Raw genomic sequence first — 14123 nt, forward strand, 5'->3', positions numbered from 1 at the left:
CGCCCCCGCCGTCCCCCCTCCCGGCGCGCTCGGCGTGCGACTCGTCGGGGGTGTGGTCAGGCTGAAAGGGCCGGGAAGCCAGGAGAAGGGACGGAACGCCGTGAAGCCCACCGGCGTCCTCGACGCCATTCCCGAAAACCATCGCGAACGCCTGATGGAGCTGGGCCGCGAGGTGTCCTTCCCCGCGGGCACGAGGATCTTCGAGGAGGGCCAGCGGGCGGACCGGTTCTGGGTGATCCGCACCGGCACGGTCGACCTCGACATCCATGTGCCGGGGCGCCGGGCCGCGGTCGTCGAGACCCTGGGCGCGGGGCGCCTGCTCGGGTGGTCGTGGCTGTGCCCGCCGCACCAGTGGCACCTGGGCGCCGGGGCGACGAGCCCGGTGGAGGCCTGGGAGTTCGACGCGGCCGAGGTCGGCGTCCTGCGCGAACGCGACCCCGAGCTCGACCGCGCGCTGCTCACCTACGTCGTGGAGGTCATCGGCGGACGCCTGCGGGCCGCCCGCACCCGGCTGCTCGACCTGTACGGCCCGTACGGGAGCGGACCGGAGCGGTGACGGGACCAGCGGGCCGTCCGGCCCGACGACCCCGCGGACGCGGTACCGCCCGCTCGCCGGATCGTGCTCCGCGCCGCTCGCCCAGAAGCGGGCGATCTGCCACACGTTGTACGCGATCGCGGAACCGACGTGTCGCTGGAGCCGGGAGTGGTCGGGCAGCCAGCGGCCGGAGCGTGGGTTCAGGTGGAGCCGCCGGCTCTCCTCCCGGCCGTCGACAGCCAGTTCGGGAGGTTGACCAGGTCCTCGTTCTCGACCTGCCGGCCGGCCACCGACGAGACGAGGTGGTCGTAGCAGCCGGCCACGTAGGTGCCCGGGCAGTGGACGAGCCCTCCCCGGCATCCGGGCATCGATCCCCGGGTGGCGAAGTAGCCGTTTCCCAGGGTGTGGAGCGTCTCCCGCAAGCGCTCCGCGGCGGGGTCGTAGCCTTCGTACTCCCAGATCCACTCCCCCATGACCGGCCTCTCTCCACAGCCTGGCGTCTCTCTCCAGCCTGGCGCCGGCGGGGTGGAACGGCCACCTGGGGGGGACGACTGCCGGTGACGGGTCGCGCGGGGGCCGGCCTGCGCGGCATACCCGCCGCCGCGGCGTTGTTATGCGTAGTGAGGGAGAGGCCTCGGACGCGGGGAAGCGGCCGCGAGCCGCGCACCGCGCAATCAGGATCCGCGAGAAGTGGATGGCCCCTCCCTCGACGTCACCCGTCGCCCGGTGGCCCCGGCGGACCCGGCGGAGGGTTCTCCTCCCGGACCACGTCCAGCACCACGGTTCCGTCGACTGTCTCATGGGTGACGAGCAGCGAGGCCAGCCGGTCCAGGGCGGCCCGGTGGTCCCGCAGCAGGGACAGCGCCCGGTCCTCGGAACGCCGGACCAGCCGGGCCACCTCCTCGTCGACGATCCGCTGGGTCTGCTCGGAGTAGGGCCGGCGCAGCAGGTCCTCCGGCGGGGTCTCGCCGAGGAACTCCGGCGTCCCCGAGGCGTAGCCGACCGGGCCGAGGGCCGGGGAGAGGCCGAATTCCCTGACCATGCGGGTGGCGATCCGGGTGGCGCCCGCCAGGTCGTTCGCGGCGCCCGTCGAGCCCTCGCCGAAGACGACCAGTTCCGCGGCCCGGCCGCCGAGCCGGACGGCCAGGAGGTCGGTGAGGTAGCTCTCGCTGTAGAGGTGCCGTTCGGCCTCGGGGAGCTGCTCGGTGACGCCGAGGGTGACGCCGGCGGGCAGGATGGTCACCTTGGCGACCGGGTCGGCGTGTTCGCACAGGGCGGCGACGAGGGCGTGCCCGGACTCGTGCACCGCGACCGAGTGCCGTTCCTCGGGGAGCAGGGCGTTGGACGTCTCGCGGCGTCCCAGGAGCACCCGGTCCCGGGCGGTGTCGACGTCGTGGGCCGTGATGACGGCGCGGTCCGCGCGGACGGCGTTGATGGCGGCTTCGTTGACGAGGTTGGCAAGGTCCGCTCCGGAGAACCCCGGTGTGCCGCGGGCGACGGCGTCCAGATCGACGTCCTCGGCGAGCGTCTTGCCTCGTGCGTGCACCGTCAGGATCGCCGCCCGCTCGTTCTGGTTGGGCAGGGGGACGGTCACCTGCCGGTCGAAGCGGCCGGGGCGCAGCAGGGCGGGGTCGAGGGCGTCGGGGCGGTTGGTGGCGGCCAGGACGACGATGCCGCTGCTCTCGTCGAAGCCGTCCATCTCGGCGAGGAGCTGGTTGAGGGTCTGTTCCCTCTCGTCGTTGCCGCCGAGCCTGCTTCCCCCGCCGCGCCGCCCGCCCACGGCGTCGATCTCGTCGATGAAGATGATCGACGGCGCGCGTTTGCGGGCCTCGTCGAAGAGGTCGCGTACGCGGGAGGCGCCGACTCCCACGAACATCTCGACGAAGGCCGAGCCGGTCACCGACAGGAACGGTACGTCCGCCTCGCCCGCGACGGCGCGTGCGAACAGGGTCTTGCCGGTGCCCGGGGGCCCGACCATGATGACGCCGCGCGGCCCCTTGGCCCCGGCGGCGGCGTAGCGGCCGGGGTTGCGCAGGAAGTCCACGACCTCGCCGATCTCCTGTTTCACGCCGTCGTACCCGGCGACGTCGTCGAAGCGGGTGGTCGGCCGCTCGGCCTCGATGATCTTCGCCCGGGAGCGGCCGATGGCGCTGATGCCGCCGGTGAGGGAACCCGCCGTCCGGCGGATGCTCCACAGGAGGATGCCCATCAGGACGAGGAAGGGCAGCGCGCCCACCAGCACGGACGTCCAGACGCTGCCGCCGCTGCGCGTGGCCGTGATCGTCACGTGCTGGGCCTGGAGTCGCTGTTCGAGGCCGCCGGTGCCCAGGGCCGTGGGAAGTTGCGTGGTGAACTTCTTTCCGTTCTTGAGCGTGCCCTCGACGGTTCCCTTGTCCCCGACGTCCACCGTCTTCACCTGACCGGCGTCCACCTTGCCGACGAAGTCGCTGTACGAGAGCTGGGCGGCGGCCGGGCCGGAGAGCCCTCGGGCCAGCAGGATGAACAGGAGGAGGTTCAGCAGGACCAGGGGCACCATCCAGCGCCGCCTCGGGGACGCGGGAGGCTCCGGGGGCCGGGGTCGTGGCTTCGACGGCTCCCCCGGCGGCCGGGGCCGTGCCGGAGGCGCCCTGTGCCGGTGCCGGTGCGGCAGCCGTACTCGAGTGATCACCGCCTGCTCCTCCCCCGCGAGTCCCCCGCGAGAGGTTCACTTCCACGGTAGTCGGCCTCTGACCTGGCCTCTTCCACCCGGCATGCAGGGGCCACGCCGCTGCACCAGTATGGGTGATAGCCCCGGAAAGCACGATCGGCTGGGAGATGGCCATGGTCTCGTCCGCGGACCGCCGACCGGTCGTCGTCGGCGTCGACCCCGACCCCGCCAGGCGGACGGCACTCGCCTGGGCGGCCGACGAGGCGGCCCGGCGCCGGGTACCGCTGCGCGTCGTCCACGCCGAGGGAACGCCTACGCGCGGTTACCGCAAACGCGAGGTCCGGCCGTCCTGGGAGGAGTGGAACGAGGCACTCCATGCGGCCGGGGAGCATGTGCTCCAGGAGGCGGTGGCGTTCGGCGAGACCCGGCAGCCGCAGGTGGAGGTGTCGGGGGTACTGGCCGAGGGGGATCCGGTATGGGTGCTGCGGGAGCAGGCGCGGGACGCCACCGTCGTGGTGGTGGGATCGCAGCACCTGAGCCGGGTGCGGGAGGTCTTCGGCTCCGCTTCGGTCGCCCTGCCCCTGATGGCTCACACGTCCCGCCCGGTGGTCGTCGTGCCCGAACCCGCGCACAGCGCGGAGCGGCCGCCGTACTTCGTCGTCGGAGTGGACGGCAGTGCCCACTCCGCCGCGGCGGTCGACTTCGCCTTCGAGGAGGCCGCCCTGCACGGCGCCGCGCTGCGGGCGGTGTACGCGTGGTGGCCGGGGCACTTCGACGTACGGGACGAAGAGGCCGCGCGGGAGGAGTGCCGGCGGCTCCTCTCCGAGACGGTGGCCGGCCGTACCGCCGCGCACCCCGGAGTGGAGCTCCACCACGAGCTCCTGACCGGGCACCCCGTCGAGGTGCTGACCGAGGCGTCCGCCCGGGCCCTGGGGGTGGTGGTGGGCACCCGGGGCCACGGCGGCTTCACCGGGATGGTCCTCGGCTCCGTCAGCCAGGGCGTGCTGCACCACGCGCGATGCCCCGTCATCGCCGTCCCGCACCCGCCCGCCCCGGAATGAGGGGGAACCCGGCTTCACCGACTCAGGCCGGCGGCGCGTCGCCGGTGGCCTCCTTGAGTTCGCCGGTACCGAAGGGGAGCCAGGTCAGGCCGTGGGTGCTCGGCGTCGTGCCCGTGCGGGCGACGGTGACCGTGGAGCCCCGGGGGACGACGGCGGTCAGCCGGCTCCCGGGGTCGCCGGGGGCCCGTTCCGCCAGGCGGGACTGGACGCTCGTGAGGCGGCCGGGGCGGCCGGCCGGGGTGACCGTGACCGTCAGGGTGGGCGGCGGGTCCTCGGTGTCGGGCACGTCCTGGTCGGCGCGTACGTGGCCGACGAGGAACCCGTCGGTCTCGGCGGTGTACGTGAGCGAGGGCGCGTCGCCGAGGTCGAAGGCGGCGGAGAGGTACGTGAGCGTGGTGTTCCCGTTGACGGTGAGGTCGTTCACGACCAGGTCCGGCCGGGCGACGGTGACCATGGTGTTCATCGCGTACTCCGCGGTGTTCCCGCCCTCGGTCACCGCCACCACGAGCGTGAACGCGGTGTCGCGGTGCAGGGGCGGGGACGGCCAGTAGCGGACGCCGGTGACGTCGCACGGTTCGCCGTCGTGCAGCATCGTGTACGTCGCCCCGGGCCGGGAGTCGCCCCGCCAGGTGAGCTCCGCCGGGGTGCCGCTGGCGACGAGGAGCGTCTCGGGCCGGAAGTCGCCGGTGGTGAAGCCGGCGGGGACCTTGGCCAGGGGCCACTCCTCGGTTTCGCTGTCGGGGACGTCCTTGATGCGCTCCTCGATCGTCAGCTTGCTCGTGCCGACCTCCGCGTTGATCTCGATGTGGGCCAGGGCCAGTTCCAGCTCACCGCCGGGCGGGACGGTCGCGGAGCGCTTGGGGGTGAGCAGGGCCGACCCCGGGGTGTCCCCGTCCAGTTCGAACCGCCATTTCGCGGTGTCGTTCGCCTGGGGCTCGGCGCTGCCGGGGTTGTTGCTGAGGTCGCATGATCCGATGCCCACGGGGAAGGTGAAGCGGACCGATGCGATGTGGACGGCGCGCTGCTGGTGGTTGGTGACGGTGATCCGCAGGGTCGCCGTCTTCGGCGTGGACCCCTGCGAGACCTGGATGGGTGTCGGCTCGCTCACCACGTCGTAGGTGAGCACGCAGGTGCTGTCGCCGGGGCGTCCGGTCGGCATCGGGATACTCACCCCCACGCCGGGCCGATGGCGAGGTACGCATTGTTGCCCAGCGCCGCGCCGAGGGGGAACTCCGCCACCGGGTCGCCGCCGTTCACCGGGAGCTTCTGCACCGAGTCGGCCCGTTCGGAGGTGACGAAGAGGAATCCGCCGTCCGGCGACACGGCGACGGCGTTCGTCCGGTCGCGCGGCGTCCGTACGGGCGTGACCTCGCGAACGGCCTGAACGTCGATCACCTTGATCTCGTGGCCGCGGTTGGCGACGTAGACGAACGCGGCGTCCGGCGACGGGGCGAGCTGTTCCGGCGACTGCCCGACCGGGACCAGGGGAGGGTCGCCGGCTCCGGCGGTCATCGCGACGGCGACGGCGTTGACGCCGCTGTGGATGCCGAAGCACAGGGTGTTGCCGTCGGGGGTGAGGGCCGTGCACATGGCGGTGATCGGGCCGCCGAAGCGCCGGCCGACCGTGTTCGTCGTGGGGTCCACCACCGCCACCACGGGATCGCCGTCGGTGGCGACGTAGACGCGGTCGCCTTCGGGTGAGGCCACGATGCCGTCCGGGGACGGGCCGACGTCGATGGACCGTGCGGCCCCGGTGGTGAGGTCGATCGCGTGCGCGGTCCCCGCGAGGGGGTTGGTGACATAGGCGGCGGACCCGTCGGGCAGGACCGTCACCCGGTAGGGCCAGACGCCCGCCCCCACCGTGCGGAGCGTGCCGGCCGTGATGTCGAGGAGCGCGAGGTTTCCCTCGCCCCCGCCGTCGCCCTTCGCGGTCGACAGGGTGCGGAACCCGTCCGGAGAGATCACGACGCCGCCGGGTTCCACACCCACCTGGCTCTGGCGGATCCGCTGGCCGCTGTCGGCGTCGAAGACCCACAGCCGGCCGTCGGACCCGTCGAGCACGCTCAGGAACGTGCGGTGGAGCCAGCGGTCGCGCAGCGCCTTCGCACCGGAGGTGACCCGGTGGGCATCGGGGTCCGTGTCGCACTCCACGGAGCGCGTCCCGCCCGGGGCGACCAGGTAGCCGTTGCGGGTGGCGGGGTGGTTGAACGCCGCCACGACACCGCCGTAGACCTCGGAGTCGGGATACGAGGCATTCGCCCAGTCCTTCTCCAGCGTGCCCTGTTCCAGGACCTCGTCACCGTCCAGGTCGTAGTTGACGAACTGGCCGCCGCGGAACAGGTACACCGTGCCGTCGGACGCCGCCATGCCCGCGTCCACGCCCTGGGTGAAGTCGGGTGCGCCGTTGCGCAGGCCGGGGAACTTGTCACCGATCTGGACCGGCGCCGCGCCGCCCACCGGTTCGTTCTTGGCGATGTCGTAGAGGACGCACGTCGAGCCCTTGAAGAAGTAGACGCGCTGGGTGTCGGTGGAGCAGGTGGCGTCGACTCCGCCGAGGTAGGTGGCGGGGAGCTGGGGCCAGAGCTCGCGGAGCGTGGTCCCGCGCCGGGGCGGTGCGGTCGACGCCGCGTCGTACTGGACGGCCCAGCCGCCCCGGATCATGTAGACGGCGGCCGGGGCGTCGCCCGAGTCGGGAACGCTGAAGGCGGCGTTGATGCCTGCGGGGGTGAGATCGGTCGAAGCGGTGGTGGTCTCGGTCATCGCTGGGGCCTTCCCGGGTGCTGGGCGGGTGACGGTCGGCGTTCGGCTTCCGGTCGGTGCGGGCTCACTCCTCGATCACCCGCAGTGGTCCCGTGCCGAACGGGAACCACGTCAGGGCGGCGGTGAACGCCCCGCCGTCGGCCTTCTGCACGACGCTCACCGTCGAGCCCTGCGGCACCGGGACCAGCAGGCTGGCCTCCTGGTTGTCGGTGCCGCCGCGGGCTTCCCAGGACTGGGCGGCGAACTTCTGCTGCCTGAGGCCCGGTGGGGTGACGAAGACGTTGAGGGTGGCGGGTGCCCCGCTCTGGTTGGTCTTGATGTAGCCGGTGATCACACCGTCGGTGTCGGCCGCATACCGCCATGTGCCGCTGCCGGTGCCGCCGGCGACCTCCTGGGCCTGGCCGAACAGCCGGACGACGCCGTTGGCGTCGAGGCTGCCGACCTCCAGGTCGGGCACGTCGACGGTCACGGCGGTGGTCAGGCCGTAGGTGACCGGGGCGCCGTCCTTCTCCGTGGTGGCGAGGATCATGAACGCGGTGGCCGTGCGGAGGGGCGGCGACGTCCACTCACCGTTGCCGTCGACGATCTTGTCGTTGACGGTCTCGCGCTGGTCGCCGTAGAAGAGCTCGTAGTCCGGGCCGTCCACGCACTTCCACGTCAGGGTGACGGTCTCGCCGTTGGGGACGATGGTCCGGTCGGGCCGGAAGTCCTCCAGCATGGCCTCGGCGGGTGCCTTGGCCAGCTTCCTGTCGCCGGCCGCGCGCTCGCGCAGCACCCCGGCGGCGTCGCCGGCGGTCTCGCTGATGCCGAGGGCGGCCGTGCCGACCGCCGCGTTGACCACGACGTCCGTGAGGGTGATGACGATCCGTTCGCCGGGCTTGAGTTCGGTACCGGGCTCGGTGGGCCGTACGCGGAACACGCCGTCGCCGTGGTGTTCGGCGTGCCAGCCGGTGGTGTCCGACACGCCCGCCGTGATCGTCTCGGGGGTGGCCGTCAGGGCGTGGGGCTCTTCCCCCACCGGCAGCGTGATGGTGATCGTGTCGCAGAGGACAGTGCCGGGGCCGGGGTTGGTCGCGGCGATCCGCACGGTGGCACGGCCGTCGTGGGAAAGGGCGTCGGGGGAAGGGCCCTCGTCCGGACGGCTCCCGTGCGGACGGCCGTCGGGCCGGTCGTCCGTGCGGACGTGGAGCAGCGCGGGGCTGGTGTGGACGGTGTAGGAGAGCGCGGTGGTCATGACGTGCTCCGGGGGGACTGAGGGGCTGCCGGGTCCTGGAGGGGCGCCCGTCGGGCGGCGTCGTTGGAGTTGCCGGCGTCGCCGAGCGCGCCGGACAGCTGGAGGAAGCCGTGCCGGGCCGCCGCGGTGGTGTCCGTGAGGGCCAGCGTGCCGTCGGGCGTGGCGAGGGGGTAGGAGGTCCAGCCCGCGGGGGCGGCCGCGGCCGGCTGGGCCCACTGCCAGGTGCCGCGCCGGCCGGACGGGCCGGGCATGACCAGGTGTTCGGTGGACGTGCCGCCCTGTTCCTCGGCCGCCATGCGGCTGCCGGCGAGGAGCGGGCCCATCCGGAACGCCAGCTTCATACGGCCGAGGGGTCCGCGCACCCAGGTCGGCGGCAGCAGGAGCCGTCCCACGGGCAGGATGTCGGTGACGGCGTGGACGGCGGCCCAGGGGTCGGCGAGGAGCGTGACCCAGGCGGCGGTCTCGTCCGTGACCTGGCCGGGCGGGACGACGGGCCGGGCGGGGACGGCGATCTCCTGGCCGTCGATGGGGACGACGTACCCCGACCCCTGGGTTTCGGCGGGCGGTTCGGCGACCGTGTGGAGGCGGGTGTAGTCGGTGCCGAGGAAGAAGCCGGCGAGCCCGTCGCTCAGCAGGTCCGCCGCGCCCAGGCGGACGTTCCACGGATAGTCGGTGAACTCCGGGTCCGGCGGGGTGACGACGTCGCCCCACGACGAGGCGGTCATCGGCGGTCCGTCGAGCTCGAACTTGAGGCGGGTGCGCAGCAGGGCCATGGGCCGGCCCACCAGGGCCGCCAGGCTGTCGTCCTCCTCGCCGCTCGCGGTGGCGGACATGCTGTGGTCGACGGCGGTCAGCAGCTCGGCGAAGGCGTCGGCGCCGGCGGCCAGGAGCTCGGTGACGAAGCCGTGCAGGTGGGGCAGGTCGGCGGCGAAGTCCCGTCCGGACGGGGTGTCCGGGGCGGGGTCGGGGTAGGGCGAGCCGGGCAGCGGGTCCCAGACGGCGACCTGCTGGTGGGTGGTGTTCAGCACGGTGCGGATCTCGCCGAGGGCGGTGCCGTCCGGGGCGTGCACGAGCAGCGACCGGGAGAGGTGGTTGGCCACGAGCCAGCCGCAGACGGGCGTCTCGCCCCGGGCCTCGCCGGGACCCGCGTCGACGTCGACGCGGGCGTGGTCGTCCCGGGTGGAGACGAAGTCGAAGCGCAGCCGGGTGGGCTGGAGCAGGCGCGGGGGCAGCTCGGCGAAGCGGTACGGGTTCTCGGGGATCACCGTGATGTCGGGGGTGACGCTGTCGGCCCGCTGGAGGGGGAACTGGAGCACGTTGTCGGGGCTGATGACGGCCAGGGAGCGGCCGAAGCGGTCGACGACGTGCAACTGCTCGAAGGCGAGCTGGGCCGCCCGGACGGGCCGGAACTCCCGGCCGGGCCCGGAGGCCGGTCCGGGGTCGGGGATCTCGCTGAGCGAGACGCGGGAGGTGCTGTTGTCGACGAGGGCCGCGAGGTGGTCGGTGGGGACGATGTTCGTGGAGACGGTGTGCTGGGCGAGCCAGTCGTTGACGCCGTCGATGCGCTGGGAGAGCTGGTCCCAGTCCTTGGCTTTGGCGCGCAGTTCGTGCAGCTTCTCCACGGGGCCCCGGGGGTGGCCGGCGGCGTGCTGGGCGAGGCGGGCGCGGGTGGCGAAGCCGGGGAGGGGGTTGAGCAGGGCCCGTCCGGTGAGGGTGCCCGGGTCCTGGGCGTTGTCGCCCTGCCAGCGGTAACGGGTGCCGTCGAACCGCCAGTTGTCCTGGTCGCCGGTGCGGTAGGGCGTCGGGTAGCAGTTGAGCTTCCAGATGAGGTGCAGCGGGGACCAGGGCTGGCGCCACTGCCGCGTGAAGCGGGCGAGGCTGCCGGTGACGTAGTCGTCGGAGTCGTGGTGTGCCAGTGCCTCTTGAAGTGCCGTCGTGCCCGGATCGTCGCCCGGGGAGAGGGACGCGAGGTCGAGGAGGAAGAACTCGCCGAGGAGGGCGCCCATGGCGGCCGGCTCGGGCATGCCGGTCAGATCGGGGGCGGGCGGGTCCGCGGGCGGCCGCGTCATCTCGCCGCCGACGCGGACGGCCGTCACCGTCTCGGTGCCGGTGCGGCAGGCCAGGTCCGCCTCGTCGGTCAGGGGCCGGTCGAGCTTGGCGCCGCGGACGATGACGGAGGGGTCGGGGGTGCTGTGGAAGGCGGGTTCGGCGACGCGCTGGAGCTCGCGCCCCGGCGCGAGGCCCTTGTCGGCTGCGTAGGCGGCGACGTCTTCGGCGAGTTTTTCGGCGGTGTCGCCCCACGGGATGAGCGAGCGCAGGCCACCGTCGCCGTCCTCGCCGAAGAGCGCGTCGAGTCCGGCCCGGACCTTCCCGGCGGCCGAGGCCGGGTCGTCGGTCATGAACTGGGCGTCGCACGCCGTGTCCCAGCCGTCCGGCCGGGTCGGCCTGCCGCGCAGCCACCACAGCCCGTACAGGCGGCGCTGGTGGTGGGCGAGGTCGCGGGAGACGGCGTCGTGCTCGGCCTGCGTGGCGTTGAGCTCGTCCAGCCACACCTGCTCGTCGGCCGTCTGCTGGGGGGTGCGTGCCGGTGCCCGGCTGCCGTCGGGCTGCGGGCGGTCGACGATGCGCCAGGTGTAGCCGCCCTGGTCCGCGCCGAACCAGGTGCGGCGCAGGGCCTGGTCGAGGGCGGTGTCCCCGTCCTCGTCGAGGACGTCGAGGAGGTCGTACGAGAACGCCTCCCACAGCCGTGCCGCCTCGGGGTCGTCCAGGGCCGCCGGGTGGAGGGCGGTCTCGGCGTCGGTGACGATGTGCCCGACGGCGACGTCGATGCCGGCGACGCCCTCGGGCTTGTCGGAGATGGGGCGGTCGCCGTCGGCGTCCCAGGACAGACCGAGGGCCGAGCCCGCGTACAACGACCGCGCCGGGCGGAAGGTGCCGTCGGTGGTGGCCCAGCGCAGGGAGTCGAGCAGGGCCCGGACGTCGCCGCCGGGCGGCGCGGCGAGGATGTCCCAGCCCTGGTCGGAGTACCAGCCGATGACGAGGTAGCTGAGCAGGGAGGGGCCGTCGAGGTCGGTGAGCGGGTCGTGGAGGGAGAAGACGTCCTCGTGGTACGGCTGGTACGTCGCGAAGGTCGGCAGTCCCGGGCCCGCCGCGGTGAGGAAGGGGATACGGCCGGACCGTTGTTCGGGCAAGGGGCCGTCGGCAAGGTTGTGGGAGCGGCCGATCCAGGCGGGCGTCAGCTTCGTGGCCCAGGGGTCGAGGAACGGGGTCGTGGCGTCGTCGTCGTTGAGGTAGTCGCTCTCGACGATCCAGCCGGCGGCGGTGGGAGCCGCCTCGGGCTGTCCGGCGGGGCGGCTGTAGCGGACGACGAGCCAGCGGTTGGGGACGTAGGGGAACTCCACTCGCCCGGCCGGGCCGTCCTGGCGGCCTCGGCGCAGTGCGTCGGGCAGCAGCCACTGCAGGTGGATGCCCTGGTCGGGCTTGGCGGACGCGCTCTGGAAGGGGTCGGGCTCCGGTGGCTGCCGCTCGTCCAGCCGCTCGAAGTCGGGGTACCAGCGGCGCCAGGTCTCGTTGTCGCGCACGCGCCTGTTGACCAGGAGCGCGTCCACCTGGACGGGAACGATCAGGGGTGACGGGGAGCTCATGCTGCTGGTCCTTAACTCTGGCCGGCGGGGTCAGGGGTGAAGACGATGCGTTGCGGTGCGTTGACGAGCTCGACGGCGAGCGCGCCGGGGCCGAGCGGGGCGTCCGGGTCGAGCCGTCCGGCGGCGCGGAGCGCGGCGGCCATGGCGGGGACCAGCGCGTCGGTGCCGGTGGCGACGTCGAGGACTTCGGGTGTCCCGCCGCCGGTGGCCGGGCGCAGGAACCGGCTCATGCCGGGCTCGCCCGCAGGCGGGAACGCCTGGCCCAGCGAGTCCCCGATGGGGTCGGTCAGGCGGCGCAGTCCGATGCGGTCGCCCTCGTCGATACCGAAGTGGATGCCTTCGTGCGGCTCGCGGAACACGACCTGGTCGGGCACTCCGTCGACGAGGCAGAGGAGGAGGTCGGGGCCGATGGCGGCGCGGTGGACGATGTCGAGAAGCTGCGGGTCGGTGCCCGCCGCGCCCGTGCGCTGTGGCTCGACGACGACGTCGGGCCAGCCCTTCACCAGCGCGGAGCGCATCAGGAGGCCCGACAGCGGGCGCGGCGGGTCCAGTGTCTCGCGTGCGAGGTCGTTGACGGCCGCGTCGAGGGAGGTGCCGATGCCGGTGCTGAGCACGCCGTCGCGCAGGGCGGCGCACCACTGGGCGTCGACGTGGAAGAACCGCAGGCTCTCGGGCGGCAGCATGCGGGCGTCGGGCACCAGGTGGCCGAGTGGTGTCGCGGCCAGCAGCGCCACCTGGTCGAGCGCGTCCGCGAGCGGGGCGAGGGGCGTGGCGAGGGCGGTGCGCAGCAGGTCGCGGGTCGTGGCGGCGCGCAGCCGTTCGTGCAGGGTCGCGGCGACGGTGGGCCGGGGCACCCCGGCGGCGGCCCGCCGTGGTGCGGGGGCGGCGGTCGTGTCGGCGGCGGCCGGGGTGGTGGCGGCCGTGTGGAGGCGGGCGCCGAGGCCGTCCTCGATGAGCTCGTGGAAGCGGTCGCGGGCCGGGTGCGGGCTCGTACGGCCCCTGGTCAGGGCCCGGTGGGCGAGGCGCCGCGACCGGGTGCGGAAGGCGGACACGGCCGCGGCCAGGGTGGCGTCGGACAGGGCGAGGGCCCGGCCGAGGGTGAAGGCGGCCGCGTAGCTGACGTCGAAGACGCCGGTGTCGGTGAGGTAGATCAGCGCCTCGTCGGCGTGGCGGTGGTGGCCGCCGTCGGGGACGGGCACGCTCTGGGCGACCCCGGGCGTGAGGGGTCCCCGGTACCAGGCGAAGGAGTGCTCTCCGGAGGGCAGGGCGTGGTCGACCGGGACGTATCCGAGGTCCAGGCGCTCGGTGGCGGCGCTCGCGGCGGCGGTTCCCGGTGCCCGGGGGCGCAGGCGCAGCCCGAGGCCGGCCGGGTCGTCGGCCATGTGCCGGATCAGCGTGGCGAAGTGGGCGTTGGCGTCGGGCGCGGCCTCGAAGGACCAGGCGCGCAGGGACACCATGCGCACGACGGACGGGCCGGGCGGGGTGCCGTCGAGGTGGCCGGCGAAGCCCTCCAGGGAGACCAGGTGGGCGGCGTAGCGTCCGGCGGTGCGGGGGAAGCGGTTGGCGACGACGACGGCGTAGTCGCCGACCTCCAGTTCCTCTCCGGCGCGGCGGACGCGCGGTGACTGCCGGTCGGTGACCTTGCGGACGTGGCAGAGGTGGGTGAGGTCGTCGCGGCGGGGTACGGCGGCGGCGAAGACGTCGGCGGGTACGTCGATGGTCGAGCAGGAGCTGTCGTGCAGTTCGGGCGGGACCTCGGCGTCGAGGGTGATGTCGGGGACGAGGACGTCGCCGGTGGTGGTGAGGAGTTCGCGGACGGTGCGTGTGCTGACGTGCCCCTGGGCCTTGGGGTCGTCGGGGAGCTCGCCTTCGGCGAAGAGGAGCAGGGCCAGCCAGGGCAGGTCGGGTGCCGCCGGGTCCAGGGCGCGTTCCCAGGGGAGGATGAGCCGGTTGAGGGTGATGTGCGGCAGGACGTACTCGAAGGCGCCGCTCGCGGCGGGCGCGGGGTGGAGGGCGTGGACGAAGGAGTCGTCGAGGGTGAACTGCGGCGAGCGGATCTCGAAGTTCTGCCGGGCGGTGGGCAGGGAGTCCGTGCCCACCTTCTCGCCGGAGACCGTGTGGTCGAGCGTGATCGTGTAGAGGCCGCCGGGTGCGGCCGGGACGTGGTTGTCGTGGAAGTGGACGCTGAACCGGGGGGTGTCCCCGGCAGCGGCGGGCTGCGTCATGGTGGATTCCCTCGCGC

8 protein-coding genes and 2 pseudogenes are annotated in these 14123 nt (G+C 73.6%); 2 read left to right on the forward strand and 8 right to left on the reverse strand.

The genetic code is table 11. From position 1 onward, the window contains the following. Positions 1 to 154: 154 nt before the first annotated feature. Entirely contained in the window at positions 155 to 556 is a 402-nt protein-coding gene (locus K6I33_RS00005) for a cyclic nucleotide-binding domain-containing protein (RefSeq protein ID WP_229346932.1), read from the forward strand. A 156-nt stretch (positions 557 to 712) separates the two neighbouring features. On the opposite strand, the pseudogene K6I33_RS36495 reads toward K6I33_RS00005, so the two are convergent. The 3 genes and pseudogenes from K6I33_RS36495 to ftsH form a co-directional block, all read right to left on the reverse strand. Next, positions 713 to 778, reverse strand: a pseudogene (locus K6I33_RS36495) (hypothetical protein); the annotation flags it as partial. Continuing rightward, positions 772 to 1008 (reverse strand): annotated as a pseudogene (locus tag K6I33_RS00010) (glycoside hydrolase family 65 protein); the annotation flags it as partial. The pseudogenes K6I33_RS36495 and K6I33_RS00010, both read right to left, overlap by 7 nt. Positions 1009 to 1247: 239 nt before the next feature. Next, positions 1248 to 3071, reverse strand: a complete 1824-nt coding sequence (ftsH, locus tag K6I33_RS00015; RefSeq protein ID WP_229346851.1) for an ATP-dependent zinc metalloprotease FtsH — start codon at positions 3069 to 3071, stop codon at positions 1248 to 1250. Between the two features lie 284 nt (positions 3072 to 3355). Here ftsH and K6I33_RS00020 point away from each other — a divergent pair, with 284 nt between their 5' ends. Further along, positions 3356 to 4243: a universal stress protein gene (locus K6I33_RS00020; protein ID WP_229346933.1), complete on the forward strand. Its 888-nt coding sequence runs from the start codon at positions 3356 to 3358 to the stop codon at positions 4241 to 4243. A gap of 22 nt (positions 4244 to 4265) precedes the next feature. Here K6I33_RS00020 and K6I33_RS00025 read toward each other — a convergent pair whose 3' ends face one another. From K6I33_RS00025 to K6I33_RS00045, 5 genes are all read right to left on the reverse strand, one after another. Next, positions 4266 to 5402 carry a hypothetical protein gene (locus K6I33_RS00025; RefSeq protein ID WP_229346853.1) on the reverse strand — a complete coding sequence of 379 codons (1137 nt, stop codon included), beginning with the start codon at positions 5400 to 5402 and terminating at the stop codon, positions 4266 to 4268. Between the two features lie 8 nt (positions 5403 to 5410). After that, entirely contained in the window at positions 5411 to 7003 is a 1593-nt protein-coding gene (locus tag K6I33_RS00030; RefSeq protein ID WP_229346855.1) for a cell surface protein, read from the reverse strand. A 64-nt stretch (positions 7004 to 7067) separates the two neighbouring features. Then, positions 7068 to 8237 (reverse strand): hypothetical protein, encoded by a 1170-nt coding sequence (locus K6I33_RS00035; RefSeq protein ID WP_229346862.1) that lies wholly within the window; start codon positions 8235 to 8237, stop codon positions 7068 to 7070. Continuing rightward, the gene (locus tag K6I33_RS00040) at positions 8234 to 11881 is read right to left on the reverse strand and encodes a hypothetical protein (RefSeq protein WP_229346863.1); all 3648 of its coding nucleotides are present in this window, start codon (positions 11879 to 11881) and stop codon (positions 8234 to 8236) included. Before K6I33_RS00040 ends, K6I33_RS00035 begins: the two co-directional genes overlap by 4 nt. An 11-nt stretch (positions 11882 to 11892) precedes the next feature. Next, positions 11893 to 14106: a hypothetical protein gene (locus K6I33_RS00045; RefSeq protein WP_229346864.1), complete on the reverse strand. Its 2214-nt coding sequence runs from the start codon at positions 14104 to 14106 to the stop codon at positions 11893 to 11895. Positions 14107 to 14123: the final 17 nt, after the last annotated feature.

The organism is Streptomyces sp. UNOB3_S3, assembly GCF_020740895.1.
Lineage (GTDB): Bacteria > Actinomycetota > Actinomycetes > Streptomycetales > Streptomycetaceae > Streptomyces.

Excerpts from the sequence above, each read along its gene's own strand:
- ftsH (WP_229346851.1), bottom strand. The coding sequence starts at position 3,071 with ATGGTGCCCCTGGTCCTGCTGAACCTCCTCCTGTTCATCCTGCTGGCC.
- K6I33_RS00030 (WP_229346855.1), bottom strand. The coding sequence starts at position 7,003 with ATGACCGAGACCACCACCGCTTCGACCGATCTCACCCCCGCAGGCATC.
- K6I33_RS00020 (WP_229346933.1), top strand. The coding sequence starts at position 3,356 with ATGGTCTCGTCCGCGGACCGCCGACCGGTCGTCGTCGGCGTCGACCCC.
- K6I33_RS00045 (WP_229346864.1), bottom strand. The coding sequence starts at position 14,106 with ATGACGCAGCCCGCCGCTGCCGGGGACACCCCCCGGTTCAGCGTCCAC.
- K6I33_RS00005 (WP_229346932.1), top strand. The coding sequence starts at position 155 with ATGGAGCTGGGCCGCGAGGTGTCCTTCCCCGCGGGCACGAGGATCTTC.
- K6I33_RS00040 (WP_229346863.1), bottom strand. The coding sequence starts at position 11,881 with ATGAGCTCCCCGTCACCCCTGATCGTTCCCGTCCAGGTGGACGCGCTC.
- K6I33_RS00025 (WP_229346853.1), bottom strand. The coding sequence starts at position 5,402 with ATGCCGACCGGACGCCCCGGCGACAGCACCTGCGTGCTCACCTACGAC.
- K6I33_RS00035 (WP_229346862.1), bottom strand. The coding sequence starts at position 8,237 with ATGACCACCGCGCTCTCCTACACCGTCCACACCAGCCCCGCGCTGCTC.